26 protein-coding genes, 1 tRNA gene and 1 riboswitch are annotated in these 25,840 nt (G+C 62.9%); of the genes, 17 read left to right on the top strand and 10 right to left on the bottom strand.

What is annotated here, in order from left to right:
- Window positions 1–138: 138 nt before the first annotated feature.
- Window positions 139–882: a lipoyl(octanoyl) transferase LipB gene (lipB, locus tag AC0L2K_RS08870; protein ID WP_287174678.1), complete on the bottom strand. Its 744-nt coding sequence runs from the start codon at window positions 880–882 to the stop codon at window positions 139–141.
- 180 nt (window positions 883–1,062) lie between these two features.
- Between lipB and AC0L2K_RS08865 the strand changes: the two genes are divergently transcribed.
- Window positions 1,063–1,147, top strand: a tRNA-Leu gene (locus tag AC0L2K_RS08865).
- A gap of 280 nt (window positions 1,148–1,427) precedes the next feature.
- Here the strand turns inward: AC0L2K_RS08865 and AC0L2K_RS08860 are convergent.
- On the bottom strand, window positions 1,428–2,357 hold the full coding sequence (locus AC0L2K_RS08860; RefSeq protein WP_287174676.1) for a dihydrodipicolinate synthase family protein: 930 nt from the start codon (window positions 2,355–2,357) through the stop codon (window positions 1,428–1,430).
- Window positions 2,358–2,767: 410 nt separating this feature from the next.
- Between AC0L2K_RS08860 and AC0L2K_RS08855 the strand changes: the two genes are divergently transcribed.
- Window positions 2,768–4,480 (top strand): GH32 C-terminal domain-containing protein, encoded by a 1,713-nt coding sequence (locus tag AC0L2K_RS08855; protein WP_287237321.1) that lies wholly within the window; start codon window positions 2,768–2,770, stop codon window positions 4,478–4,480.
- Between the two features lie 22 nt (window positions 4,481–4,502).
- Here the strand turns inward: AC0L2K_RS08855 and AC0L2K_RS08850 are convergent, their stop codons facing one another.
- Both AC0L2K_RS08850 and AC0L2K_RS08845 read right to left on the bottom strand, forming a co-directional pair.
- Window positions 4,503–5,276 carry an HAD-IIB family hydrolase gene (locus AC0L2K_RS08850; RefSeq protein WP_287174672.1) on the bottom strand — a complete coding sequence of 258 codons (774 nt, stop codon included), beginning with the start codon at window positions 5,274–5,276 and terminating at the stop codon, window positions 4,503–4,505.
- On the bottom strand, window positions 5,273–6,604 hold the full coding sequence (locus AC0L2K_RS08845) for a glycosyltransferase family 4 protein (protein WP_287174669.1): 1,332 nt from the start codon (window positions 6,602–6,604) through the stop codon (window positions 5,273–5,275). The genes AC0L2K_RS08850 and AC0L2K_RS08845 overlap by 4 nt, the downstream gene beginning before the upstream one ends.
- Window positions 6,605–7,001: 397 nt before the next feature.
- On the opposite strand from AC0L2K_RS08845, the gene mgtE reads away from it, so the two are divergent.
- On the top strand, window positions 7,002–8,414 hold the full coding sequence (gene mgtE, locus AC0L2K_RS08840) for a magnesium transporter (RefSeq protein ID WP_473531148.1): 1,413 nt from the start codon (window positions 7,002–7,004) through the stop codon (window positions 8,412–8,414).
- Window positions 8,415–8,550: 136 nt separating this feature from the next.
- Complete coding sequence (locus AC0L2K_RS08835; RefSeq protein ID WP_023685221.1) at window positions 8,551–8,937, top strand: MerR family transcriptional regulator; 387 nt, start codon at window positions 8,551–8,553, stop codon at window positions 8,935–8,937.
- Window positions 8,938–9,035: 98 nt separating this feature from the next.
- Here the strand turns inward: AC0L2K_RS08835 and AC0L2K_RS08830 are convergent, their stop codons facing one another.
- Together AC0L2K_RS08830 and AC0L2K_RS08825 are read right to left on the bottom strand one after the other, a co-directional pair.
- A complete protein-coding gene (locus AC0L2K_RS08830) occupies window positions 9,036–9,542 on the bottom strand; it encodes a methyltransferase family protein (RefSeq protein ID WP_051407790.1) in 507 nt (168 codons plus the stop codon).
- Window positions 9,539–10,531 carry a heparan-alpha-glucosaminide N-acetyltransferase gene (locus AC0L2K_RS08825; protein WP_473531147.1) on the bottom strand — a complete coding sequence of 331 codons (993 nt, stop codon included), beginning with the start codon at window positions 10,529–10,531 and terminating at the stop codon, window positions 9,539–9,541. The genes AC0L2K_RS08830 and AC0L2K_RS08825 overlap by 4 nt, the downstream gene beginning before the upstream one ends.
- 317 nt (window positions 10,532–10,848) lie before the next feature.
- A riboswitch (cobalamin riboswitch) is annotated at window positions 10,849–11,058 on the top strand.
- 37 nt (window positions 11,059–11,095) lie between these two features.
- Between AC0L2K_RS08825 and AC0L2K_RS08820 the strand changes: the two genes are divergently transcribed.
- Genes AC0L2K_RS08820 through cobO form a run of 4 tightly spaced genes read left to right on the top strand, consistent with a single transcriptional unit; the run spans window position 11,096 to window position 13,191 of the window.
- On the top strand, window positions 11,096–11,275 hold the full coding sequence (locus AC0L2K_RS08820; protein ID WP_023798882.1) for a CbtB domain-containing protein: 180 nt from the start codon (window positions 11,096–11,098) through the stop codon (window positions 11,273–11,275).
- 15 nt (window positions 11,276–11,290) lie between these two features.
- The gene (locus AC0L2K_RS08815) at window positions 11,291–12,055 is read left to right on the top strand and encodes a CbtA family protein (protein WP_473531146.1); all 765 of its coding nucleotides are present in this window, start codon (window positions 11,291–11,293) and stop codon (window positions 12,053–12,055) included.
- 22 nt (window positions 12,056–12,077) lie between these two features.
- Window positions 12,078–12,575, top strand: a complete 498-nt coding sequence (gene cobU / locus AC0L2K_RS08810) for a bifunctional adenosylcobinamide kinase/adenosylcobinamide-phosphate guanylyltransferase (protein ID WP_156942580.1) — start codon at window positions 12,078–12,080, stop codon at window positions 12,573–12,575.
- A 1-nt stretch (window position 12,576) separates the two neighbouring features.
- Entirely contained in the window at window positions 12,577–13,191 is a 615-nt protein-coding gene (gene cobO, locus AC0L2K_RS08805; protein WP_023798885.1) for a cob(I)yrinic acid a,c-diamide adenosyltransferase, read from the top strand.
- Between the two features lie 191 nt (window positions 13,192–13,382).
- Here cobO and cbiB read toward each other — a convergent pair whose 3' ends face one another.
- A complete protein-coding gene (cbiB, locus tag AC0L2K_RS08800; protein WP_473531145.1) occupies window positions 13,383–14,351 on the bottom strand; it encodes an adenosylcobinamide-phosphate synthase CbiB in 969 nt (322 codons plus the stop codon).
- Here cbiB and cobD point away from each other — a divergent pair.
- Together cobD and AC0L2K_RS08790 are read left to right on the top strand one after the other, a co-directional pair.
- Window positions 14,350–15,408: a threonine-phosphate decarboxylase CobD gene (cobD, locus tag AC0L2K_RS08795; protein ID WP_473531144.1), complete on the top strand. Its 1,059-nt coding sequence runs from the start codon at window positions 14,350–14,352 to the stop codon at window positions 15,406–15,408. The genes cbiB and cobD overlap by 2 nt on opposite strands.
- A complete protein-coding gene (locus AC0L2K_RS08790) occupies window positions 15,405–15,914 on the top strand; it encodes a tyrosine phosphatase family protein (RefSeq protein ID WP_473531143.1) in 510 nt (169 codons plus the stop codon). The genes cobD and AC0L2K_RS08790 overlap by 4 nt, the downstream gene beginning before the upstream one ends.
- A gap of 282 nt (window positions 15,915–16,196) precedes the next feature.
- On the opposite strand, the gene AC0L2K_RS08785 is transcribed toward AC0L2K_RS08790, so the two are convergent.
- Together AC0L2K_RS08785 and AC0L2K_RS08780 are read right to left on the bottom strand one after the other, a co-directional pair.
- On the bottom strand, window positions 16,197–17,000 hold the full coding sequence (locus tag AC0L2K_RS08785) for a creatininase family protein (protein ID WP_473531142.1): 804 nt from the start codon (window positions 16,998–17,000) through the stop codon (window positions 16,197–16,199).
- Window positions 17,001–17,212: 212 nt separating this feature from the next.
- Entirely contained in the window at window positions 17,213–17,596 is a 384-nt protein-coding gene (locus AC0L2K_RS08780; RefSeq protein ID WP_023798891.1) for a RidA family protein, read from the bottom strand.
- Between the two features lie 255 nt (window positions 17,597–17,851).
- On the opposite strand from AC0L2K_RS08780, the gene AC0L2K_RS08775 reads away from it, so the two are divergent.
- The 7 genes from AC0L2K_RS08775 to AC0L2K_RS08745 all read left to right on the top strand — a co-directional run bounded on the left by AC0L2K_RS08775 (window position 17,852) and on the right by AC0L2K_RS08745 (window position 24,687).
- Window positions 17,852–18,856, top strand: a complete 1,005-nt coding sequence (locus AC0L2K_RS08775; RefSeq protein WP_473531141.1) for an ABC transporter substrate-binding protein — start codon at window positions 17,852–17,854, stop codon at window positions 18,854–18,856.
- Window positions 18,857–18,865: 9 nt separating this feature from the next.
- Window positions 18,866–19,696 (top strand): ABC transporter ATP-binding protein, encoded by an 831-nt coding sequence (locus AC0L2K_RS08770; protein WP_128166950.1) that lies wholly within the window; start codon window positions 18,866–18,868, stop codon window positions 19,694–19,696.
- Window positions 19,683–20,534 carry an ABC transporter permease gene (locus AC0L2K_RS08765; protein ID WP_023798894.1) on the top strand — a complete coding sequence of 284 codons (852 nt, stop codon included), beginning with the start codon at window positions 19,683–19,685 and terminating at the stop codon, window positions 20,532–20,534. Before AC0L2K_RS08770 ends, AC0L2K_RS08765 begins: the two co-directional genes overlap by 14 nt.
- 226 nt (window positions 20,535–20,760) lie before the next feature.
- Window positions 20,761–22,074, top strand: coding sequence for a cytosine deaminase (locus tag AC0L2K_RS08760; RefSeq protein WP_473531140.1), 1,314 nt, complete (start codon window positions 20,761–20,763; stop codon window positions 22,072–22,074).
- On the top strand, window positions 22,071–23,471 hold the full coding sequence (locus AC0L2K_RS08755; RefSeq protein ID WP_473478088.1) for an FAD-binding oxidoreductase: 1,401 nt from the start codon (window positions 22,071–22,073) through the stop codon (window positions 23,469–23,471). The genes AC0L2K_RS08760 and AC0L2K_RS08755 overlap by 4 nt, the downstream gene beginning before the upstream one ends.
- 47 nt (window positions 23,472–23,518) lie before the next feature.
- Window positions 23,519–24,100 carry an NAD(P)H-dependent oxidoreductase gene (locus AC0L2K_RS08750; RefSeq protein WP_128173865.1) on the top strand — a complete coding sequence of 194 codons (582 nt, stop codon included), beginning with the start codon at window positions 23,519–23,521 and terminating at the stop codon, window positions 24,098–24,100.
- Window positions 24,100–24,687 (top strand): NAD(P)H-dependent oxidoreductase, encoded by a 588-nt coding sequence (locus tag AC0L2K_RS08745; protein ID WP_023798898.1) that lies wholly within the window; start codon window positions 24,100–24,102, stop codon window positions 24,685–24,687. The genes AC0L2K_RS08750 and AC0L2K_RS08745 overlap by 1 nt, the downstream gene beginning before the upstream one ends.
- A 169-nt stretch (window positions 24,688–24,856) precedes the next feature.
- On the opposite strand, the gene AC0L2K_RS08740 is transcribed toward AC0L2K_RS08745, so the two are convergent.
- Window positions 24,857–25,840 (bottom strand): aminomethyl transferase family protein (locus tag AC0L2K_RS08740; RefSeq protein ID WP_473531139.1); only part of this gene is annotated, 984 nt, incomplete at its 5' end.

The following is a 25,840-nucleotide window of genomic DNA, read 5'->3' as shown; positions in this document are numbered from 1 at the left end:
AGGATGTCGTGTCTCTGGTGTGCATGAGCACGTTTCTCATTTCCATGGCGATCTGGATCGGAGCGATGTGAGGCAGCGCGCCTCGTTCTTCGCGGGGTGAGGGGCGGCATCGGAGCTCGGTGGTTCAGCGCCGCTTCGTCAGCCGGCCTTGCGGGCCGTTTCGACAAGCAGAGCTGCGGTGGGTCCGAAGACATCCTCGAAGGCGGATTTCAGCGCGACATCGAGATCGGCCATTGCCAGGGGGAGGCCGAGGTCGACGAGGCTGGTGACGCCGTGGTCCTGCACACCGCACGGCACGATGCCGCTGAAGTGGCTGAGATCCGGCTCGACATTGATGGCGATGCCGTGAAAGCTCACCCAGCGCCTCAGCCTGATGCCGATGGCGGCGATCTTGTCCTCGGCGAGCGATCCGTCGGGCAGGGCGGGGCGATCCGGCCGCACCACCCAGACGCCGACACGGTTCTCGCGCCGTTCGCCGCGCACGTTGAAGGCGGCCAGCGTGCCGATGATCCATTGTTCAAGTGCCGCGACGAAGGCGCGGACATCCTCGCGGCGCCGCTTCAGGTCGAGCATCACATAAGCGACCCGCTGGCCCGGCCCATGATAGGTATATTCGCCGCCGCGTCCCGCCGCGAACACCGGAAAACGTTCGGGCTCGATCAGGTCCTCGATGCGGGCGCTGGTGCCGGCGGTGTAGAGCGGCGGGTGCTCGACCAGCCAGACCATCTCGCCGGCGGCGCCGCCTCGGATCGCTTCGGCACGCGCCTCCATCACGGCAAGCGCATCCGGATAGGCGGTGAGGCCGGGTTCGATCCGCCATTCGACCGGCGCCGAACCGGGCAGGGGCAGGAACGACGTGGCGATCTGGCTGCGTTCTGTCATGGTGTGTCTCGTGTCGCCTCACATATGGCGGCAATCGGGTGAAACGTCCAGTTGCGAGCGCGTTTCAGCTCTTTGGAGGGTTATGCCGAAGCCCGGGCAATTATTGCGCGACGCGCCCTTGTTTCGCTGGAAACGATTTGCTACACGCCGCGAGCCGGTTCGTTCCGGCTCCTACCACGTGCGGTCGTGGCGGAATTGGTAGACGCGCAGCGTTGAGGTCGCTGTGGGGCAACCCGTGGAAGTTCGAGTCTTCTCGACCGCACCAGCTTTATCCAGTAAGCGGTTATTTTTATGTGCGTTTTTTTGTTTCCCTGCAGTCCTTCCAAGACTGTTTGTGCAAACTGAACACTGCGCGAACCCGTTGCTGGTTGGATGCGGAATGCCGCGCCCTCACCGCGTGGTTTGACCCGCCGTTACATGCCAGCTGCTTCAAAGACCGAACCGTGCCGCGAAACGGACACTTGGCAATGCGCGGCGAAAAATGCGCTTTCCAGGCAAGCGGCTATATATTGATGTGATTGCGCGGCAAATCGCCCGCTAGTGCGTTATCTCAAGGCTTGTTTGCGGACGCGATTTTCCAGCCGCATGAGCAAATAGTCGACCTCTTGTCTGGCCGCCGCCGACAATGCACTGCCCGGCTTGCGCTGGGCGTCCGACGCGATGGCGCCGCGCTTCATCATCACATATTTTCGTACCGCAAGTCCCACACCGGGTTGCTGTTCATAGCGCAAATAGGGCAGGTGGGCGTCGAAAAGATTGTGTGCCTTGTCGCGCTCGCCGGCGGCAGACCGTTTCACCATTTCGACCAGCATATCGGGGAAGGCATAGCCGGTCATCGCGCCGTCGGCACCGCGCTCCATCTCGAAGTCGAGAAAGAGGCCGCCATTACCGGTAAGGATCGACAGCGGCCGCAGCGAGCCGTCCTTCTGGAAGCCGCGCAGCGCGCTGATCTTCTCCAGGCCCGGCCAGTCCTCGTGCTTGAGCATGAAACAGGCCGGGTTGTCGGTGACGATGCGGCGGATGACGGCCGGCGTCATGATCACCGAGAGGGTCAGCGGATAATCCTGCAGGACGAAAGGAACATCCTCGCCGACCGCTTCGGATGCGTTGCGGAAGTAGGTGACGATCTGGTCGTCGGTGCGCAGCGCCGGCGGCGGCGCGATCATCACGCCCTGCGCGCCAAGCTCCATCGCGGCGCGCGCAAGGCTGCGCATGGCGGCGAAGCCGGGGGCGGAGACGCCGACGATGACCGGCAGCCTGGTGCGCGCCACGACACGTTTGACGATCTCGATCGATTCGCCGGCGTCGAGCTTCGGGGCCTCACCCATGATGCCGAGGATTGTCATCCCATCGACGCCGCAGCGCTCGTAGAAATCGACTATCGAATCAAGCGATTCCCAGTCGATCTTGCCATCCGCCTCGAACGGCGTCGGGGCAATGGTGTAGACGGTTTTGGTGTCAGGGCCGATGGCCATGAGCTCCTCCTAAATCCAGCTTTCAATCATAGCGCAGGACCGACAGTCCGATCCAACCCGGCTGTCGGTCCGGACGGGCGGGGTCCCGTTCGTCGTTCCATCGTATGCGGACAACTGGTTGGCCGATCTGGACAATGGCTGCACGGGCTTGCGCCGCGGGTCGAAACCCGCGGAAAAGAGAAGGTGTTGCGCCGTCGGACAATGCAATCATGCTCTGCGAGCCGTCAACCTTCTTACGCCGCGAGTTCAGCAGTTGCAGGCGGCGATCCGTGCCGCGATTGCCCTCAAGAACTGTCGATCCTGGGGAATGACTTTGCCAAAGTCAAAATCCAGCCTTAACCTTCTGCAATGCATTCCAGGTCGAGCATCCGGTTTTACCTGGGAAAGCCGCACGCAACGGAGCCCTATTTATGAGTGACAGCCAGGTAAGGATTGCGGCCGGGAACACCATTCGAAGCCTGCATGCCGATCTGCCGGTCAACGCCACCTTCCATATCTGGCTCAAGGCGACCAGGCCGGACGTTCCAGGCTCGCTGTCGTTTTCCAACGTTCGCGGCAAGTTCGGCGAGGTGAGCGTCGCGAACGCCGAAGAGCATGAATTCAGAATTTTTCACGTCTTCGGCGGCGGCAGTGTCGAACTGGATTACGATGCGGATCAGACCTCGGTTTCGGTTGCCTACTGGTTCGCATTGGCCGACGTGCTGGAGACAGGCATTACAGTTCTACACACCAATCCGGGAAATGCCCCACCGAACATCCCCGACAGCTATCATTTTCGTCCGCCGTTCGGCTGGATGAACGATCCGAACGGATTTGGCCGGTTTGGAGGCCGCCCACATCTGTTCTATCAGCATTATTCGCATGGGCTTCGCTGGAACACGATGCATTGGGGGCACGCCGTCTCTTCGGATTATTTGCGGTGGCGTCACATGCCAATCTTCCTGTTTCCGTCGGAAGATCTCACCGCCAGGCCCGACAAACGGGGCGGCGCCTATTCCGGCTCGGCCATCCCGCTTGCCGATGGCCCGGGCATTCGCGTCTTTTTCACCGAGCAGGTACAGGACCGTATCCCGGAACAGCAGATCCAACTCACGGCCACTTCCAGCGACCTCATCATGGCGGGAGATGCGCACGTCATCCTGCCATACCGCCCGCTTGACCAGGGATTGACAGCGGATTTTCGTGACCCATACGTCTTCAGGGGACCTGATGGCCTTTGGAAAATGCTGCTGGGCAGCCAGAGCGATGAAGGCGGCGTTGTCCTGCTCTACGAAACCCGTGATCATACGGCCGCCACCGGATGGACGTATGTCGGCAAGCTTCTGGTCGAGAAACACTATCGGACGACGGCGATCGAATGTCCCTGTCTGCTGCCGCTCGACGGGCCTGCGACCGATCCAGCGACGCGCTGGGTTCTGATTGTCGGGCTGATGAACAGTGAGGACCGGTCGACCCGGCGCAAGAACCTGACAATGGCCATTGTCGGCTGGTTCGATGGTCGGACCTTTGCCAAGGAATTCGAACAGGAACTGGACTTCGGGACGGATAATTACGCCTTCCAGGCCTTCGCCGACGGTGATGCCATTGTCGGCATAGGCTGGCTTGCCAACTGGGCCGACACCGGGCCGGCAATCGATTTCCCCACAGCCATGACGTTGCCTCGCAATATCCATCTGTCTGCAGGCGAGTTGCACACCCCGCCCATCGGCGCTGCCGAGAGCCTGCGGAGCCATATTCTGGACCGGACACGCCTCGCAGCCGGAGAGCAGGTAAGCTTTATCAACGGCGCCGTCGAAATCCTGTTCGAGCTCGAAAAGCCGGGTGCCCATTTCCACTTGAAGCTGCAACATCCAACCGTCCGGCTCGAGGTTGTCGTCGACGACGAGGGACTTGCCATTCGTCATGGAGACGCCGCAGCGGCATCCCCTCACTATATTGCCAAGGGAGCCCGTCCAAAACGGCTGCGGATATTCCTCGACTACGGATCGATCGAGGTTTTTGCGGATCGCGGTCGTTGGGCCGGCACGAAGCGGATCAGCGGTTTTGAGCCGGTGCAATCGGCACGTCTCATCGCCGAAACGGGCGCCGTACTACACGCGACGGTATGGGCGCTCAAACCGTGAGAAGGAGATAAATATTTCCAGTTCAGGATCGGGCGTCCGCAAACACCGACCAATGAACGAGGCCTTCGACGACGCCAAGGGCGAACTGTTGCTTGGCGCTGTAGATCAGCGGGTTGTCCCGCGCCATGTCAAGCAGTTCGGGAAGGGCATTGGCGACGACAATTCCACGCGCCGCCGGCAGCTCGAACATGCTGCGATCATTGTTGGTATCGCCGGCGACGACCACCTCATCGAGGCCGATGCCGAGTTCATTGCAGAGCCAGGCCAGCGCCTGGCCCTTGTCTGCTGAACGCGGCAGGATGTCGAGATCGCGTCCGCTCGAATAAACCATCGTCACCGACAGGCCGGCCTCGGCCAAAGCGCGCTCGATGCTGGCAAGGGCTTCCGGACTGGCGTCGAGCAGGTACCAGCTCGATTTGAAGGCGTGCTGATAGCCGTCGGGCTGGCGGACGGTGTCTTTGAGCGGCCCGAGCACCGCATCGACCTTTTCAAGCGACCAGCCTTCCGAAAATCTTTGGGTAAAATGCCCCAAATCAGTAAAGTGTGTGGGGCGCGAGGTGTGCCGCGGACCGGCGAGCATCGTGCCGACACCGCCGATCACATAGTCCGGCGCCGGCAGGCCGACTTCGTCGACGAAGTTCAAGATGTCGTCGGCCAGGCGACCGCTGTTGTAGACGAGAACCGGCCGGTGCTCGGGATCGAGCGCTTGCCATTTCAACCGAAAGCGTGACGTCGCCGGCGCATCGCCCGCCAGGGTCCCGTCGAGATCACTCGACAAAAGCGCGATCGGTTTCAATCGCCGTCGTTCCACGGCTCGTCCCAGTCATGATCGTCGACCGCCTTCAGCACCGGACGGCCTTCGACAAGGCTGACCAGCTGCTGGGCGATGCCTGTCCAGGTGAACAGGCTACGCGCCTTGTGCGCACCCATGCGGCCCAGGCGGCCGTAGAGGCGCTGGTGCTTCATCGGCTTGACGATGGTGATGCCGAGATCTTCCTTGTCGAACGGATCGCCAAAAAGCGCATGCCGGCCATAGCTGATCCCGCGATAGAGGCCGCCATGGATCGTAACTACGGTCGGCGTACCGCAGGCCATTGCCTCGATCGCGGTCATGCCGAACGGCTCGTAGCGGCTCGACAGGACGAACATGTCCGCCGCCCGATAGGTATCGGCCAGGTCCTCGTCGGCAACATAGCCGGAGAAGACGACACGATCCTGCAAGCCTAGCCGTTCGACCTGTTGCTTGAGCTGGTTGAGGATCTTCTGCTCCTGCTCGTCCATGTTCTCGCCGCCGACAGCGAGCCTCAGGACCGCATCCGGCACACGTGGCGCCACCACGGAAAACGCATCGATCAGCAGGTCGTAGCCTTTGTTGGTGGCGAGCCGGCCGAGCGCCAGGACCGTCCGCCCTTCGAAGCCGAGCCGATGGCGGATCAACCGGCGAGACGCCTCGCTGACGGGGAAGAACCGGTTGTCGTCGTAACCGGGCGGGATCATGTGCACGCGGTCGCGCTCGAGGCTGTAGTCCTCGACCAGCATGTCGACCTGCGGCGGCGTTGTTGCGATCACCATGGCGCAGCTTCGATAGATGATCGTCTCGTGCTTTATGCGCTCGCTGAAATTGAACTCGGCCTCGAACGTATCAGCCTTGTCAGGGTAGTCGGTCTTCATCTGGCGCTGCTTCCATATGCCAAGCGAATGCGGCGTATGGATGTGCGGGATATTGAGCGCTTCGGACAGCCGCTGCCCCGCCACGCCCGCATCCCAGTAGTGACTGTTGATGAAGTCGTAGGAGAGATTTTCCCGGCGAATCAGGCGCAGCGCGTTTTCACACCACTCGAGAAGGTGGCGGTGGAGATATTCCTTCGGAATAAAATCGGGTCCGCCACAGGCGACACGCAGGACGCGAACCCCGTCGGCCACTTCATCGACAGGAGGCTGGTCTTCAAATCGTCGCGTCCAGATATCGACGGCATAACCCAACTGGGCCAGCTTTTTGGCAAGTTCCAGGACATAGACCACCTGTCCGCCGGTATCGGCCGCGCCCAGTGGCGGGTTGGCTGCTACGTAGCCGTGGGTTGAAATGAGAGCAATTCGAGGTATCGCCGCATCCGAGTCCGGCATCTGTATCCTTCTCTACGATTGATCTGCGCACGCCGCAGCATGCACAAGTTGGGTTATATAAGGTTTCCAGCCGCCATCCGCAAATGTCGAAAGCGCCAGGCGGCCGCCAGGCTGGTGGCACGTCGGTGAGAATATTGACTCCGCCCGCAATGGTAGCCCCCAGAGACGCCGATAGGGAACATACCGAGGAGCCTCGGCGCGACGCTTATGGGAGAGCCGAAGGCGTTGTGCGATTGGTGGATGATTGCGCCGGCTGACATCGACTTCGAAATCTGACAGACGCTGTAGCAATTTGACGCTGCTCATGATCCTTTCTGGAAATCGATTCCGATTTTCATAGTCATGCGCTAGACCTGACACGCAGCTTTTCCGGAATTCTGAATGGCGGGAGGCGCTTGTGGAAGGCCAGGACGAACAGACGACCGGCGCCAGGACCGCTGACGACAGCGCCGACATCTATGGCGAGGACGGCGCCATTCTATCGTCGTTCCTTGCCCAGATCGGTGCCGCGATCGCCGATCGCGACACGCTGACGCTAAAGCGTGAAGTCGACGACCTGCACCAATCGGAACTCGGCGACCTGATCGAGGCGCTTCATCCAGAACAGCGCCGCGCGCTGGTCGAATTGTTGGGCGCCGATTTCGATTTTTCCGCGCTGACCGAGGTCGACGAGGCTATCCGCCGCGACATCGTCGACAGCCTGCCCAACGCCCAGATTGCCCAGGGGGTCCAGGACCTCGATTCCGACGACGCGGTCTACATTCTCGAGGATCTCGAAAAGGAAGACCAGGACGAGATCCTGTCGCAACTGCCGTTCACCGAGCGGATCAGGCTGCGCCGCTCGCTCGACTATCCCGAAGAGACTGCCGGTCGCCGCATGCAGACCGAGTTCGTCGCGGTGCCGCCATTCTGGACGATCGGCCAGACCATCGACTACATGCGCGAGGACAACAACCTTCCCGACCGCTTCAGCCAGATTTTCGTCATCGATCCGAGCTTCAAGCTGCTCGGCGCCATCGACCTCGACCAGATCCTGCGCACCAAGCGCTCGATCAAGGTCGAAGAGGTCATGCATGAGACCAGGCACGCCATTCCGGCGACGATGGACCAGGAGGAGGCGGCGCGCGAATTCGAACAATACGACCTTCTCTCCGCTGCCGTCGTCGACGAGAACGAGCGGCTGGTCGGCGTGCTGACCATCGACGACGTGGTCGACGTCATCCAGCAGGAAGCCGAGGAGGATCTGCTGCGCATGGGCGGTGTCGGCGACGAAGAATTGTCGGACAGCATCCTTTCGACCTCGCGCTCGCGCGTTCCGTGGCTGCTCGTCAACCTTTTGACGGCGTTCCTGGCGGCCTCGGTGATCGGCCTGTTCGACCGCACGATCGAGCACATCGTGGCGCTGGCCGTGCTGATGCCGATCGTGGCGGGCATGGGCGGCAATGCCGGCTCGCAGACCATGACGGTCACGGTGCGGGCGCTGGCGACCAGGGACCTCGACATCTACAATGCCGGCCGCATCATTCGCCGCGAGATGGGGGTGGGCTTCATCAACGGCATCATCTTCGCCATCCTGATCGGCATCGTCGCCGCCGCCTGGTTCCGCGACCCCAACCTGGGCGGCATCATCGCCGCGGCGATGATCATCAACATGTTCGTGGCCGCACTTGCCGGCATCCTGATCCCGCTGCTGCTCGACCGGTTCAAGATCGACCCGGCCGTGGCTTCGGCGGTTTTCGTCACGACGGTCACCGACGTCGTCGGCTTCTTTGCCTTTCTCGGCCTCGCCACATGGTGGTTCGGCGTGTGAGCGACGCCCGCTCAATTGACTTTTACGTAAATGCCATGCGAGATTTTGGAACAGCCTCTGGCCGATTCTGACACGCGTGCGGATAGCGAGGCCGCATGGTTGGAACTCGCAGCGCGGCCGGACATTTGGAGTGATGATGCGGGAATATTATTCGATAACCGAACTGACCCGCGAATTCGATGTTTCGACGCGGACGCTGCGCTTCTACGAGGACGAGGGGCTGGTGCAGCCGGTGCGGCGCGGCCGCACGCGGCTGTTTCGCCCGTCGGACCGGCATCTCATCCGCCAGATCATGCGCGGCAAGAGGCTCGGCTTTTCGATCAACGAGATCCGCGAAATCATCCAGATGTACAAGGAGCCGCCCGGCGAGGTCGGTCAGCTCAATCTGATGATCAAGCGCATCGAGGAAAAGCGCGAGGATCTGCGCCAGAAGCGCCGCGATCTCGAAGAGACCCTGGCCGAGCTCGACCAGGCCGAGGAGTCGTGCGTCGAGCGGCTGGTGGAGCTCGGCGTCAACACCTGATCGGCCTTTTTGATAATTCTACTCTGGCGGCCAGCCAGCGTTGTTCTGCGCTTCCGGTGCTCACCTACTCAAATGTACGCTCCGCTCCGGCTGCCGCCTCAAATCCAGCGGCGCACCCTTTTTGCGTAATCCCGGTATTTCTTGCCGAATTTCGTTGCCAGAACTTTTTCCTCGCCCTCGATCGCCATTTTCTGCGTTGCGAAGGCGGCGATGATCGCCAGCGGCAGGAACCACACGTTCCCCGAGATAAGGGCAACGCCGATCATCAGCAGCGTGTTGGCCAGATAGATCGGATTGCGGCTGACGGCGAAGGGGCCCGATGTCACCAGATGGTCCGGCACGGCGTTCGGGTGGAGCGTCGTCTTTGCCCGGATCATGATGCGGATCGCCGTGAACCAGAGTGCGACGACGCCGAACAATGCCACCCAGCCGGCCGCGAACAGGATGTCGCCCAAAAGGCCGCCGATCCATGGCAGCGGATAAAGCAAGCCAAGCGCGATGCTGACGGCGATGGCCGCGACATAGATCAGCGGCGGCCACGGTATAAACCCCGGTTTCTGCTGTCCCGGTTTCTGTTGGCCCGGTTTCTGCTGATGGTCGGTCATTGTGCTCCTCCCTCCATCAAAGTGCCGTTGGCCTTGGCAGTGCAGGCGCCGGCGAGATCGCCGAGATGCGCCTTCCATTCCGCAGCCTGGTCGTTGCGGTAGAGCCGATCCAGCGTGGCCTCGCCCTCGAGCGTATCGAGCATGCAGACACAATAGCTGCTGCAGAACTCCGTGTCGCGCGATTGCTCGCACGATGCCTGGCACTCTTTGAGGAAAGTGACCGGCCTGGTTTCGACGGCTGCCGGCATGACTTGCGAAAACAGCCAGAGCGAGCCGATCAGCACCGGCTGGTGGATCAGATAGAAGGCGAGGCTGTGCCGGCCGATAAAAACCAGCGGATTAGTCCAGCGGCCGGGCGCCAGGCCCGCCAGCCGCGTCAGCACGCCGGAGGCGAAGGCAAGTTTTGCCGCTGCGATGCCGACAAGCACAGCGCCAAACCATGGAAACAGCGGGACATAATCGTTGGAGCGCGGGTTGGTTGCCGACAGGCCGACCCACCACAGGGCCGGATGATCGAAGATCTCGGACCTGAGGTAGAGCGGCGCGGTGATGACGAAAGCTGCGACAACCAGCGTCACCAGCGCCGGCAGCCGCAGAAACGCCAGGCCGAGCAGGCTGGCGAGCGCGATCTCGTGCAGGATGCCGAAGAAGATGAAACTGTCGGGTGTGGCAAGCCTAGTGGCGGCCGATATGGCGAGCGCCGCCCCGCCGACCATGGCGAAGCGTTTCCAGAAGCCGTTCCAGCGGATTTGCTTGCCATGGGCGAGGAACAGGCTGACGCCGACCAGGAACAGGAAGGTCGACGCGATGCAGCGCGCGTAGAATTTCCACCAGCCAAAGGCAGTCAGGCCGGGATCGGTGTAGCCGAAGAATTCGAGATCCCAGGTGAAATGGTAGCTCGCCATGGCAAGCAAAGCGATGCCGCGGGCGACGTCGATAGCGATGATGCGCCTGGATCGGTCCTGAACGGCCGGCGTAGGAATGGTCATGGTCTCGCAATTCTGATTCAGTGCTGCAAGACGACTATCATGGTTGCCCCGGACAAAAGAAGACAGGCGCCGCCCTTCTTCCTTCTCCCCTTCTTGTGGGAGAAGGTGGATTGGCGCGCAGCGCCAAGACGGTTGAAGGGGTGCTGGCCGGAGCGCTGTTGGTGCCAAGCTGGAACACCCCTAATCCGACCTCGCTTCCCGAGGCCACCTTCTCCCACAAGGGGAGAAGGAAGAGCCCACGAGAAACGATTACCTTGACGGCGCGTTCGCGCTGCTAGCTGGCGGAATTTGGTTTGCCGGGCGCGGCGATTCTGCCTATAGTCGCAGCCGTCGTCGGTTCCGTTTTGGAACCAAAGAGGGAATGCGGTAAGGGCAAAATCGCCCAATGCCGTGGCTGCCCCCGCAACTGTGTGCGGTAGTCCTCTCCATATGCCACTGAAGATTTTCTTCGGGAAGAGCTTCTTCGGGAAGGTGGGGAAGGGCGCTGATCCGCGAGCCAGGAGACCTGCCGGCGACAGGAGAACTGACTTCTATGCCCTCGGGTGGAGGGCGAAAGGACAAGACATGAATACCGCTTCCGTCTCGCTCGGCGCTTCCGTCTCCTCGCAGTCGCGCTTCGTGCAGTTGGCGCTTGCTGCATTTCTCGGCGTTTTCGTCATGGGTTTTGTCGGCTTCTCGCATATCGATGCGGTCCACAATGCCGCTCACGACTATCGCCATTCGATGGGCTTTCCCTGCCACTGACGAGGGGCTGTCACCATGACACTGTTTCGCAACGTCGTGTTCATCGCGGCGATCGCAGGGCTTGTGGCCGGCGTCGTTCTCGCCTGCATGCAGGCCTACGCCACGGTGCCACTCATTCTAAAGGCAGAAGTCTACGAACAGGCCGGCGGTGGTCACACGCATGACCATGGTCTGGCGCCGGCCGCAGCAGGCAGCAATGCCATGAGCAGCGCCGTTCCGGCTGAAGCAGCCACCCCGGAAGAGGAAGGCTGGGCGCCGGCCGATGGCTTCGAGCGCTTCGCCTTCAACGTCGTTGCCAACGTCGTCACCGGCATCGGCTTTGCGCTGATCCTGGTCGCCGCTTCGGAGTTCGCCGGCGGCATCGGCAAGTGGCGTCAGGGTATGTTCTGGGGCCTTGCCGGCTTTGCCGTGTTCACGCTGGCCCCGAACCTTGGCCTGCCGCCCGAACTGCCGGCGATGCCGGCGGCCGATTTCGCCCAGCGCCAGATCTGGTGGACGGCAACCGTAGTGGCGACCGCGGCCGGTCTCGGGCTGCTCGCCTTTCGCAAATCGCTGCCGCTGGCCATTCTTGCCGTGGCGTTGATCGTGGCGCCGCATATTGTCGGCGCGCCGCAGCCCGACAGTTTCGAATCGCCCATCCCGGAAGGCCTGCACCACCAGTTCGTGGTGGCGGTGACGCTGACCAATCTGGTGTTCTGGCTGGTGCTCGGCGCTGTCGTCGGCTTGGTGCGCGGCCGCTTGACCGGCGCCGCAACCGGCCTGCGCGATAGCCTTGCCTGATCGCGCTGCTCCAGGCAGCAAGCTGACCCTGGTCGTCGGCGGTGCACGCTCGGGAAAGAGCGCGCATGCCGAAAGCCTGGTGACGGCCTGTCCAGCGCCGTGGACCTACATCGCCACGGCGCAAGCCTATGACGACGAGATGCACGAACGCATCGCGCTGCACCGGGCGCGGCGTTGCGACGGCTGGACGACGATCGATGCGCCGCTCGATCTCGTCGGCGCGATCGGGGCGCTGCCTGACGGCCGGCCTGTCCTGATCGACTGCCTGACGCTGTGGCTGTCCAACCATATGCTGGCCGAACGCGACATTGAGGCCGAATGCCGAGGGCTGGCGGATGTGCTGTCGCGGCCGCGCGGCCCGTGGTTCGTGGTTTCCAACGAGGTCGGCCAGGGCATCGTGCCTGACAATGCGCTTGCCCGCCGGTTTCGCGATGCCGCCGGCCGGCTCAACCAGCAGGTCGCCGCCGTCGCCGGCACGGTGCTGCTGATGGTGGCGGGACTGCCGCTCAAGGTGAAGTGATATGACCGATATCGATGACAGGGACGAGCAACGCCACCGGGCCAAGATGGCCAAGCGCAAGGCGGTGCAGGACGCCGAGGTCGCGGCCAAGACGGTCGAGAAGGGACTGCTGATCGTCAACACCGGGCCCGGCAAGGGCAAGACCACTGCCGCCTTCGGGCTGGCGCTGAGGATGCTCGGCTACGGCAGGCGCGTCGGCGTCGTCCAGTTCATCAAGGGCAAATGGCATACCGGCGAGAAGGACGCCTTTGCCGCTTTCGGCGACCGGGTCGTCTGGCACACGATGGGCGAGGGTTTTACCTGGGAAACGCAGGATTTGAAGCGCGACATCGCCGCCGCCGAGGCTGCCTGGGCCAAGGTGCTCGAGCTGATGGCCGATCCATCGATCAGCCTTCTGGTGCTCGACGAGTTGAACATCGCGCTGCGCTACGACTATCTCGATCTCGACACGGTGGTGGCGGCGCTGAAGGGCCGGCGCGAAAACCTGCATATCGTCGTCACCGGCCGCAACGCCAAGCCGGCGCTGGTCGAGGCGGCCGATCTGGTCACCGAGATGGGAGTTACGAAGCATCACTTTTCCGCCGGCGTGAAAGCGCAGCAAGGCATAGAGTTTTGAGGTTTCGTTCGCCTCTTCTTCCTTCTTCCCTTGTGGGAGAAGGTGGATTGGCGCGTAGCGCCAAGACGGTTGAGGGGTGCTGGACGGAGCGCCGTCGGTACCAAGCTGGAACACCCCTCATCCGGCCGCTTCGCGGCCACCTTCTCCCACAAGGGGAGAAGGGAAGGCCGCTACCGGCGCGGGTCTGGACATCACGCAATAATGACGATCACCGACAGCAAGCCGAACAGTCCCATCAGCAGAAAGTCGGCAACCTGATAGAGTCTTAGCGCTCGTCTGATGTCCACGCTCTCGACATCGCGGCGGCCGCCTTCGCCCATGAACGCGTCGTCGACCATGACGCCGTCGTAGGAGCGCGGCCCGGCCAGCGCCAGGCCGAGCGCGCCGGCCATCGCTGCTTCAGGCCAGCCGGCATTGGGCGAGCGGTGCTTTTTCGCGTCGCGCCGCACGGTGCGCCAGGCGTTGCCGGCATCGGCGTCTTTGACGAGGAAGGCGGCCAGCACGATGAGCAGCGCGGTCAGCCGCGACGCCGGCAGGTTGATCAGATCGTCGAACCGCGCCGCCGCCCTGCCGAAGGCCTCGTGGCGCGGCGTGCGGTGGCCGATCATCGAATCGGCGGTATTGGCGGCCTTGTAGGCGACGCCGCCGGCCAGCCCGCCGACGCCGATCCAGAAGACCGGCGCGACGACGCCGTCGGAAAAATTCTCAGCCAGGCTTTCGATCGCCGCGCGGCAGACACCGGCTCTGTCGAGCTTTTCCGGATCGCGGCCGACGATCTGCGAGACGGCAACACGACCGATGTCGAGTCCGCCATTGTCGAGCCCGTCGGCCACCGCCTCGACATGCTCGGCCAGGCTCTTCTGCGACAGCAGCGATGTCGCCAGGAGCGCGGTGAGGATCAATCCGGCTGGAATGCCCGCAAGCATGGTTTCCACAGCGAAAGCGATGGTGGCCGGCACCAGCACGATGATCAGCAGCGCATGAACACCGCGCCGGCGACGCAGGGCGTCGGAATCAGTATCGCGGTTGAGCCTGCGGTCGAGAAAGGATATCAGCCTGCCGAACCAGGTGACGGGGTGGCCGATCGCGCCGAGCAGCCAGCTGGGATAGCCGACAGCGAATTCAACAAGCAGTGACAGGAAAGCGATCAGGATCGACATGAAGTCTCTTGATAGAGCGGCGGCAGTGGTGGATCACGGCGGAAGCCTTGGCCGGGCGACGGCGCTTTTTCCGCATGCGCCGCAGCCCTTCGTCGACCTCTCGACCGGTATCAATCCGCACTCCTATCCGTTTTTCGAGCTGCCCGCCACCACCCTGTCGAGATTGCCGGAAGCTGCGCGGGTCCGTGATCTGGCCGATGTCGCGGCGAGCGCCTATGGCGCACCATCGGCGGCCAATGTGGTGGCAGCGCCGGGCACGCAGATCCTGTTGCCGCGCGTCGCTTCGCTGGTCAGCCCCGGCAAGGCGCTGGTGCTCGGGCCGACCTATGCCGAGCATCAGCGGGCAGCGGCCATCGCCGGCCATGCGGCGATGGAGGTCGACGATTTCGATGCCCTGGCCGGAGCCGACCTTGCCATCGTCGTCAACCCCAACAATCCGGACGGTCGCATCGTCGAGCGCAAGAAACTGCTTGCGCTTGCCGAAAGATTGCGCGCCAGAGGCGGGTTGCTGGTCGTCGACGAGGCGTTCATGGATGTCGGCCCGCTTGGCGAAAGCCTGGCCGGCGATGTCGAGCATGGCGGCATCGTCGTGCTGCGCTCCTTCGGCAAGTTTTTTGGCCTTGCCGGCCTGCGGCTCGGCTTTGCATTGGCCGACGCGCTGACGGTCGAACGGCTGGAGGCGCAGTTCGGGCCGTGGGCGGTTGCCGGTCCTGCGCTCGAATATGGCATCCGCGCGCTTGCCGACAGCGGCTGGCAGGCCGAGATGCGGCGCCATCTGGCCAGGGATGCAGCACGGCTCGATGCGCTGTTCGGCCGCTTCGGCGTTGCTGTTGCCGGCGGCACCACGCTGTTCCGCTATATCAGGCTGGCGGACGCCGCCGGTTTGTTTTCGGCGCTTGGCGAGCGCGGCATCCTGCTCCGCCATTTCTCCGGCCGGCCGCATGTGCTGCGCGCCGGGCTGCCCGGCGAGGACGAGGAATGGCAGCGGCTCGAATCGGCTCTTGCAGATTGGGCGCAACAGCATGACGATGGGGTCAGGGAGGAGGTCGAACAATGATCCATGTCTGTTCGCTGTCGAAGGTCGAGGAAACCGTCGGGAAGACCGGGGCCGAGCGGCTGCTTTCCCTGCTGGCTGCCGGCACCGAGGTGACGCGCCCGGCCTCGATCTCCCGGGAAAACCATCTGCATCTGGTCATGCACGACATTGCCGTGGCTCAAGAGGGCATGACCATGCCGGGCGAGGCGCATGTCCGCAACCTGCTCGATTTCGCGCGCCGATGGGATCGGGCGCGGCCGCTGGTCGTGCATTGCTATGCCGGTATCAGCCGGTCGACGGCCTCGGCCTACATCATCGCGGCGGCATTGGCGCCGCAGCGCTGCGAGGTCGAGTTGGCTGAGACGCTGCGTGCACTGTCGCCCACGGCGACACCCAACCCGCGGCTGATCGCGGTCGCCGACGCGCTGCTCGATCGCAACGGCCGCATGACCCGTGCGATCCAGGCGATCGGGCGCGGCGCCGAGGCCTTCGAAGGCACACCTTTCGAGCTGAAGATCGACGGCTGATTCCTAGTCTTGAGGACAGTTGTTTGAGCCATCAAGCCACCAAGCAACCTACTCGTGCTTTGATCGCTGCAGGTATTGGCGACGTCGGCGCTGCCCCTCATCTGCCTGCCGGCATCTTCTCCCCGTATAGTGACGGGGAGAAGGGGCTGGCCGCAGCGCTGGCGCCTTTTTTGCAATGCCGGCGATTGGCGAAAACATTGATGAGGGCGCCCCTCGCCCCGGTTACGGGGAGAGGATGCCGGCAGGCAGGTGAGGGGCGGCGCGGCGCTGGCGAAAAGCCTCCTAGGCCAGCCAATCTGCAAGCTTGGCCTTGCGCACGTCCTTCAACAGGCTGATGAAACCGTCGGCTTGATGGTTGGCGGTCAGCCGGCCCTTTTCGGCCGTTGCAATGCTGGCGTCGCCGACCACGCCGTTCGGGTTGAGATCGGTGGCGATCCAGGCGAAGGCGTGCGTTCCGGTGTGGCGCAGCAGCGAAAATTGCTTTTCGGCGCGGGCGACGTTGGACACGAAATTGTCGGCCTTTGCCATGTCGACGAGATCCGGCCGGAAATGCAGCATCAGCGAGGTCTCGACATCGCCGCCATGGATGCCGTGGCTATCCTCAAGCTCGGTGTACAAGCCGGCCGGCCGGCCAAAGCGCTGCCAGCTCGTCTTCACCGCCAGCATCTTTGCCCGCACGCGCAATTCTCGCGTCATGATGCCCATGATCTCCTCGTTGCCGCCATGCGAGTTGACGACGATCAGCTTCCTTAACCCGGCCCGTGCGACCGACAGGCCAAGCTCGGTCCAGGCCTCGATCAAGGTCGCCGCCGGCAATGTAAGGGTTCCCGGCGCATGCAGGTGCTCGTTCGACTTGCCCACCGCCTGGACCGGCAGGATGCGGATGTCGAGATCGCCAGGCAGGCGCGCGATCACCGTTTCGAGCATGCCGTTCATGATCGAGGTGTCAGTCGAAACCGGCAGATGCGGCCCGTGCTGTTCGATCGCCGCCACCGGCAGAACTGCGATTGTCGCCTCCGGGTCGATGGTGGCGTATTCTGCGGTCCGATAGTCGCCCCACCACACGCGTTTCGTTGCAACGGTCATTTTGAAACCTCGAGCAAACTGGCGGCGTTGGCGCTGCCCCTCACCCGTACCCTCTCCCCGTATAGAGACGGGGAGAGGGGGGCGCCAGCGTTGGAGCGCTTCCCTTCTCCCCGTCATTATACGCGGAGAAGGTGCCGGCAGGCGGATGAGGGGCAGCACCAGCCTTTGTCGTGTAACTGGAGATCAACGGTCTGTCGATTCCAGCCGGCTCCTCACCCTGCCGCGACGACCTCGATCTCGACCTTGAATTCCGGCCGCGCGAAGCCGGACACTATCATTAGCGTCGATGCCGGCGCCGGGCTGGTGAACAGGCGATCGCGAACGTTCATATAGGGTTTCAGAAAGACGCGGTCGGTGACATAGGCGTTGATGCGGACGATGTCGGAAAGTCCAAGCCCGGCGTCGCCGAGAATCGCCGCGATGTTTTGAAAACAGAGTTCGGCCTGCGCGCCGGCATCCTCCGGGATCTGATCGTCCACAGTGATGGCGACCTGGCCAGAACACAGCACCAGCCGCTTGCCGGGCGGCACCTCGACGCCATGGCTGTAGCGGGCAAAGGGCGGCTTGATCGACTTCGGCGTCAGGAATTTGAACATGAAAATCTCCGGTCTGACTGCCAGCGTAAAGCCGGATTAGGCGAGCCTTCAAGATGCGGTGCATGCTATCAGGGCGATTATGGACAGGCGTTCAAAAAATAGGCACGATGCCTCCGGTACAGCATGATCCGTCCGGCCTTCGCGCACCACCGTTGCGCAGGCGGGCGGTCCGGGCGATGGCATGTGTCTTGCTTCTCGAACCGATGGTGTCGAGCCCGGCGCGCGGCGCGCCGGAGCCAACTGAGGGTGGTGTGGATGGACGGAAAACTCAAGATTTCGGCTGGCGCGATCGTGCTGCTTGCCGCAAGCACGCTAAGCGCGGCAGCAAACGAGAAGATCACCTTCGGCACCAACTGGCTCGCCCAGGCCGAGCACGGCGGCTATTATCAGGCGGTCGCTGATGGCACCTATGCCGCTTGCGGGCTCGACGTAACGATCATGCAAGGTGGCCCTCAGGTCAGCGGCCGGCCGCTGCTGCTTGCCGGCAAGATCGACTTCTACATGGGCGGCAACATGCTGCAGGCCTTCGACGCCGTGCAGCAGGAGATTCCGCTGCGCGTCGTCGCCGCCTCGTTCCAGAAAGAGCCGCAGGTGATCATGAGCCATCCGGGTCAGGGGCTCGACAGGTGGGAGGATTTGAAGAACGCGGACCAGTACATCATCGCTGACGAAGGTGCACAGAGCTTCTTCCAATGGATGGTAACGGAATTCGGCTTCGATCCGGCCAAGCGCGTGCCCTACACCTTCAACCCCGCACCTTTCATCGCCAATCCGAAGTCGATCCAGCAAGGCTACGTGACCTCGGAGCCCTATGCCGTCGCCAAGGAAGGCGGCTTCCAGCCCAATCTGTTCCTGCTCGCCGACTACGGCTTCGACACCTATGCGACGACGATCGAGACCATGCAGGCGACGATCGACAAGCGGCCGGAGGTGGTTCAGTGCTTCGTCGATGGCTCGGCCAAGGGCTGGTACAACTATCTCTACGGCGACAACGCTGCCGCCAACGCGGCGATCAAGAAGGACAACCCCGACATCAGCGACGAGCAGATCGCGTTCTCGATCGAGCAGATGAAGAAATTCGGCATCGTCGATTCCGGCGATACGGAAAAACTCGGCATCGGCGCGATGACCGACGCGCGCATCCAGAGCTTCTACGACAAGATGGTCAAGGCCAAGGTCGTGCCGGCCGACGTCGACATCAAAAAGTCCTACACACTGGCCTTCGTCAACAAGGGCGTCGGGATCGAGCTGAAGAAATAGCACCCGGGCATGATGCAGGAGAAAGTGGCGCAAGCGCCGGCAAGCGCATCGGGCAAAGGTCCGATGCTGCTGGCGCTGCGCGGCGTCGGCAAAGTCTTTTCCAACGGCGTGACAGCGCTCAGCGACGTCGACCTGACGATCCGGGAAGGCGACTTCCTCAGCCTTCTCGGCCCGTCCGGCTGTGGCAAGTCAACGGCCTTGCGCCTCATCGCCGGTCTTGCAACGCCGACCTCCGGCCTGCTCGACTGGCGCGGCAGCAGCGCTGCCGATCGCTCTGACATCGGCTTCGTCTTCCAGGAACCGACGCTGCTGCCGTGGGCCGACGTCTTCGACAATGTCTGGCTGCCGCTCAGGCTGAAGGGCATGTCGCGGGCCAAGGCTGCGCCTGTCGTGATGGAGATGCTGGCGCGGGTTCATCTGACCGGCTTCGAGAAAGCCGTGCCGCGCGAATTGTCCGGCGGCATGAAGATGCGCGTCTCGATCGCCCGCGCCATGGTGACCAAGCCGCGCGTGCTTTTGATGGACGAGCCATTTGCGGCATTGGACGAGATCACCCGCTTCAAGCTCAACAACGATCTTCTGGAACTGTGGCAGGACGAGCGTTTTACCGTCGTCTTCGTCACCCACAGCGTCTTCGAAAGCGTTTTCCTCTCCAGCCGCGTCGTCGTCATGGCGGCGCGGCCGGGCAGGGTCTTCAAAGAACTCGCCATCGATGCGTCCTATCCGCGCAACGAAGCCTTCCGCACCTCGCCCGCCTATGCCGCGCTCTGCCGCCAGGCGTCCGATGTGCTGATCGGCGCCATCAACTCAACCGCCGGACCGCATCATGACGGCCATTGATCATACTGCCGTAACCCTGGATCCAGAGGAGGCGCGTCGCGTGCGCCAGGAGCGGCTCGAGCGGATCGGCCGATGGCTGCTGCCGCTGGCGATCATGGTCCTGGCGATCTGGCTGTGGGACCGCATCTGCGTCTGGAACGACATCCCGAAATATATCCTGCCGCGCCCCGCTGTGGTGCTGCAAACGCTGTTCGACGATGCCGGGCTGCTGTTCTCCTCGCTGCTGGTGACGCTCAGGATCACCTTTCTCAGCCTGCTTCTGGCCGTCATCGGCGGTGTCGGGCTGGCGGTGCTGTTTACGCAATCGAAATGGGTCGAGATGTCGTTCTTCCCGTTTGCGATCGTGCTGCAGGTGACGCCGATCGTCGCGATCTTCCCGCTGATCAACATCTATGTCGACAACCAGACGACGAAGCTTCTGCTGTGTGCCTGGATCGTCGCCTTCTTCCCGATTCTGTCCAACACGACGCTCGGCCTCAACTCCGTCGACCGCAACCTGCGCGACATGTTCAAGCTCAACGGCGCAACCCGCTGGCAGCAATTGCGCTATCTGCGCCTGCCGGCGGCGATGCCGTATTTCCTCGGCGGGCTGAAGATCGCCGGCGGCCTGTCGCTGATCGGCGCGGTGGTGGCGGAGTTCGTCGCCGGGGCCCAGGGACAGTCGTCGGGGCTGGCTTCGCGCATCATCGAGGCCGGTTACCGGCTCAACGCACCGCGGCTGTTTGCGGCGCTGATCCTGATCTCGTTCACCGGCATTTTGATCTTCCTGGTGCTGTCGCTGATCTCGCACCTGATCCTGCGACGCTGGCACGAGAGTGCGCTGAAGCAGGAGCGATGATGATGTTGTGTGTTCAAGGCAAAAACTGCCTGGCGTCCTTTTCGTCGTTGGCGCTGCCCCTTATCGCCCTGCCGGGCACTTCTCCCCGTATAGAGACGGGGAGAAGGGCGCTTCCATCGGCGGTTTCGCCAACCACCAGCGTCGCAGAACGAGCGTCAAGGCTGCCGTCAGCCCCCTTCTCCCCGTTCACGGGGAGAAGATGCCGGCAGGCAGATGAGGGGCAGCGATGACCTCAGAAATTATTCCCGAAACCGGCCAATTCGTACTTTCCAACGTCCGGCTTCATTCATCTTTGACGCCGGACCTTGCCGCTGCCTATGACAGCGACGGCTTTGCACTCGCCGACATCGCCGTCGCCGACGGCAGGATTGCCAGCATCGTCGCGAATCGCCGGTCCAATACACCCGCAGGCGCCGTCGACCTCGGCGGCCGTATCGTCATGCCGTGCTTCGTCGACTGCCACACCCATATCGACAAAGGCCATATCTGGCCTCGAAAACCCAATCCTGACGGCACCTTCATGGGTGCGCTGAACGCCACCGGCGCCGACCGTGCTGTCCGCTGGAGCCCCGAGGACGTCGCTCGCCGCATGGATTTTTCGCTGCGCTGCGCCTACGCGCACGGCACCAGGGCTTTGCGCACCCATCTCGACAGCGTCGCACCGCAGGAGGAGATCTCCTGGCCGGTGTTCGAGACGGTACGGGAGAAATGGCGTGGCCGCATCGAGCTGCAGGCCGCCTGCCTGCTCGGCATCGAAGGCGTACGCGACAAGAAATGGTTCGAGAGCCTGGCCAAACGCGTCGCTGCGGCCAACGGCGTGCTTGGCGTCGTCACCTATATGCTGCCGGACCTGGAAGAGCTTCTCGATCGGGTTTTCGCGCAGGCGATCAAGCATGGCCTCGACCTCGATTTCCATGCCGACGAGACCGACGACATCTCGGCGATCTCGCTGAAGAAGATCGCCGAGGCGGCGCTGTGGAACGGGTTTGAGGGAAACATCCTCGTCGGCCACTGCTGCTCGCTGGCACGCCAGCCCGATCTCGACGTGCTCGACACGCTGGACAAGATGGCGAAGGCGGGGCTCGCCGTGGTGTCGCTGCCGATGTGCAATCTCTATCTGCAGGACCGGCGCGGCGACAACACCACGCCGCGCTGGCGCGGCGTGACGCTGCTGCACGAGATGAAAGCGCGCGGCATTCCCGTCGCCGTCGCCTCCGACAACACCCGCGATCCGTTCTACGCCTATGGCGATCTCGACGTGCTGGAGGTCTATCGCATGGCGACGCGTATCCTGCATTTCGATCACCCGGTCGGCGACTGGCCGCAAGTGGTGACTTCGACGCCGGCCAGGGTGATGCGGCTCGACGGTTTCGGCACCCTTGCCGCCGGCGGTGGTGCCGACTTCGTCGTCTTCAGGGGGCGGAACTGGACGGAACTGCTGTCGCGACCCGAATCGGATCGCATCGTGGTGCGGGATGGTCGCGCCATCGAGCGCCAATTGCCCGACTATGCCGAACTCGACGATCTGATGGAGAAATGATGGACATTTCGGCACTGAAGCGCGACCTCGACGGTCTGAAGATCGACGACCATCCGGCGATCATCCAGCAGAAGAGCCGCGATTTCTACTGGTACAGCCCGGTGCTGAAGCAACAGCTCGACCATGTCACCGGCGACCTGATCGTGACGCCAAAGACCGAAGTCGAGGTGATCCGCGTGCTTGCCGCGTGCCACCGGCATGGCATTCCGGTGACGCCGCGCGGCAGCGGCACCGGCAATTACGGTCAGGCGATGCCCTTGTCCGGCGGCGTAGTGCTCAATCTCGCCGAGATGAACGCAATCAAGGCGATCGCGCCCGGCCGCGTCGTGACCGGTCCCGGTGCCGTCCTCGCCGACATCGACAGGGCGACGCGCGCCCATTCCGGCCAGGAGCTTCGGATGTCGCCGTCGACCTATAACACCGCTTCGATCGGCGGCTTCGTCGCCGGCGGCTCGGGCGGCATCGGCTCGATCCGCTGGGGCGGGCTGCGCGACCTCGGCAACGTCATCCGGCTCAGGACCGTGACCATGGAGGCGGAGCCTCGCATCATGGATCTTGCCGGGGAGGAGGTGCTGAAGGTGATGCATGCCTACGGCACCAACGGCATCATCACCGAGGTCGAGATGCCGCTGACCGCTGCTTATGACTGGATCGACGTCATCGTCGGCTTCGACGATTTCATGGATGCGGCCGGCTTCGGCAACGATCTCGCCATCCAGGACGGCATCCTGGCGAAGCTGATCACGCCGATCGCCGCGCCGATCCCTTACGACTATTTCAAGCGGCACCAGCGGTTTTTCAGGCGCGAGCAAAGCATCGTCGTCTGCATGATCGTACCGCAGGCGATGGACGCCTTTGTCGCCCTCACGGCGCGCAGCAAGGGCGAGATCGTCTTCCGCGCCGACAAGGAGGCCGATCTCAAGGGCTTGCCGCCGGCCTATGAGCTGACCTGGAACCACACGACGCTGCGCGCCATCAGGGTCGACCCTGATATTACCTATCTGCAGACCCGCTATCCCTCGCCGGATCACCTCGCTTACGTCAAGGCGATGATCGACCGCTTCGGCGACGAGGTGCCGGTTCATCTCGAATTCATTCGCTTCGACGGCGCGATCGGCGTCGCCGGACTGCCGTTGGTCCGCTTCACCACGGCCGAGCGGCTCGATGAGATCATCCGCATCCACGAGGACAATGGCTGCTGGGTCTTCAATCCGCACCGCTACACGCTGGAAGAGGGCGGCATGAAGCAGACGGACGAGGTGCAGCTCGCCTTCAAGCGCGAAACCGATCCGCAAGGGCTGCTCAACCCCGGCAAGATGATCGCCTGGGAAAACCCGGACTATGACTATCGCTCGGGCAAGTCGTTCCTGTTCAAGGGGTTGCAGAAGGCGGGGTGAATGATGACGAGCGTGTGGCGCTGTCGCGCTGACCTGCGAGGTCTTCGGTGAAAATCCTCGTGCTCTATGCCCACCCGGTCGAAACCAGCTTCAACGCCGGTCTGCACCGGACGATCGTCGAGCGGCTGACGGCCGCTGGTCACGCCGTCGACGACTGCGATCTCTATACCGAGGATTTCGACCCGCGGCTGACACGGGCCGAGCGGCTCGGTTATCACGACGAGCGCGGCGCCGGTGATCCGGCAGCGCCCTATGTCGAGCGCCTGCTGCGGGCAGAGGCGCTGGTGCTGTCGTTTCCGGTGTGGAACTACGGCTATCCGGCGATCCTGAAAGGCTTTTTCGACCGCGTCTTCCTGCCCGGCGTCTCCTTCAAGCTGGCCAATGGCAAGGTGCAGCCGTCGCTGCACAACATCCGCAAGCTGGCGGCGGTCACCACCTATGGTGGCAGCCGGCTCCACGCCATGCTGATGGGCGACCCGCCGCGTAAGCTGGTCAAGCGTGTGTTGCGCGCGACGGTCAAGCCAGGCGCCTCGGTGTCGTATCTCGCGCATTATTCGATGAACCTGTCGACCGATGAAACGCGGAAGGGATTTACGGCGAAGGTCGCCGCCAGCATGGATGCCTTCTGATGCGGGTCCTGGTGGTTTATTGCCATCCGGTTCCGGAAAGCTTTTGCGCCGCGATCCGGGATAGTGCCATCGAGGTGCTGAAGGCGAGAGGCTGGGAGGTGCGGCTGCTCGACCTCTATGCGGAAAATTTCGATCCGGTCATGGGCTGCGACGAGCGACGCTTCTATAACGAGCACGCCCCGCAGGATCCGGCGCTCAAGCCGCATTTCGAAAATCTCAACTGGGCCCAGGCAATCCTCTTCATCTATCCGACATGGTGGTACGGGTTGCCGGCAATGCTGAAGGGCTGGCTCGACCGGGTGTGGGCGACCGACGTCGCCTTCCGACTGCCGGCCGGCAAGGGACGGATCCATTCGCTGGTGAGGCATGTGACGAAGATCGGGGTGATCACGACCTGCGGCGCACCGACCTGGTGGAGCGTCGTCGTCGGCCAGCCGGGACGCAAGACAATCCTGCGCGGCATGCGGGCGCTCTGCGCCACCCGCTGCAGGACATTCTTTCTGGCGCACTACCTGATGGATGCGTCGACACCCCGGAGCCGGGCTGCTTTCCTTGCGAAAGTGCGGGCGAAACTGGAGCGGTTTTGAGCTGGCGGAGATCTCCTTCTCCCCCTGTGGGAGAAGGTGGATCGGCGCGCAGCGCCGAGACGGATGAGGGGTGCTCGACGGAGTGCGGGGGTGCCAAGCTGGAACACCCCTCATCCGACCGAGCTTCGCTCGGCCACCTTCTCCCACAAGGGGAGAAGGGAAGGGCGCCCTAGATCCGCACCCGTTCCGCCTTCGGATCATACATCGGCTTCAGCGACGCTTCCGCGGCGAAGCGCTCGCCGGCGATCTCGATCTCATAGGAAGACGACAGCACATCCGCCTCGCTCTCGCCCTGGCACGGCACGTAGCCGAGGCCGATAGCGCCGCCGAGATGATGGCCGTAATTGCCCGAGGTGACCGGGCCGACAATCTTGCCGTCGCGCAGGATCGCTTCGTTGTGGAAGAGCAAGGGTTGCGTGTCTTTCAGGCGGAATTGCACCAGCCGCCGGTTCAATCCGGTTTCCTTCTTCCTCAGCACGGCATCGCGGCCAAGAAAATCGCCCTTGGCAGTCTTCACTGCGAATCCAAGGCCTGCCTCCAGCACATTGTCCTCGTCGGTGATGTCGTGGCCGAAATGCCGGAAGGCCTTTTCGATGCGGCAGGAATCCAGCGTGTGCAGGCCGCAAAGCTTCAGGCCGACATCGGCGCCGGCCGCCTCGATCGCCTCGAACACGTGTGCGGCCTGGTCGGTCGAGACATAAAGCTCCCAGCCCAGTTCGCCGACATAGGTCACCCGATGGGCGCGGGCCAGCCCCATGCCGATTTCTATCTCCTGAAACGTTCCGAACGGATTGGTTTCGTTGGAGAAATCGTTCGGGCTCAGCTTTTGAATCAGCTTCCTCGAATCCGGGCCCATCAGGCAGAGCACGGCATCGGCCGCGGTGACATCGGTGATGACGACGAATTCATCGGCGAGATGTTTTTTCAACCAGGCGAGATCACGCTGTAGCGTGGCGCCCGGCACGACGAGGAAGTAAGCCGTTTCCGATAGCCGCGAGACGGTAAGGTCGCTCTCGATGCCGCCGCGCTTGTTGAGCAGCTGGGAGTAGACGATCTTGCCCGGCGCCACGTCGATGTCGTTGGCGCAAAGCCTCTGCAGGAAGGCGCAGGCATCGCGGCCCTCGACACGGATCTTGCCGAACGAGGTCATGTC

This window comes from Mesorhizobium sp. WSM4817, assembly GCF_055811135.1.
This window is presented reverse-complemented; position numbering and strand designations above follow the sequence as displayed.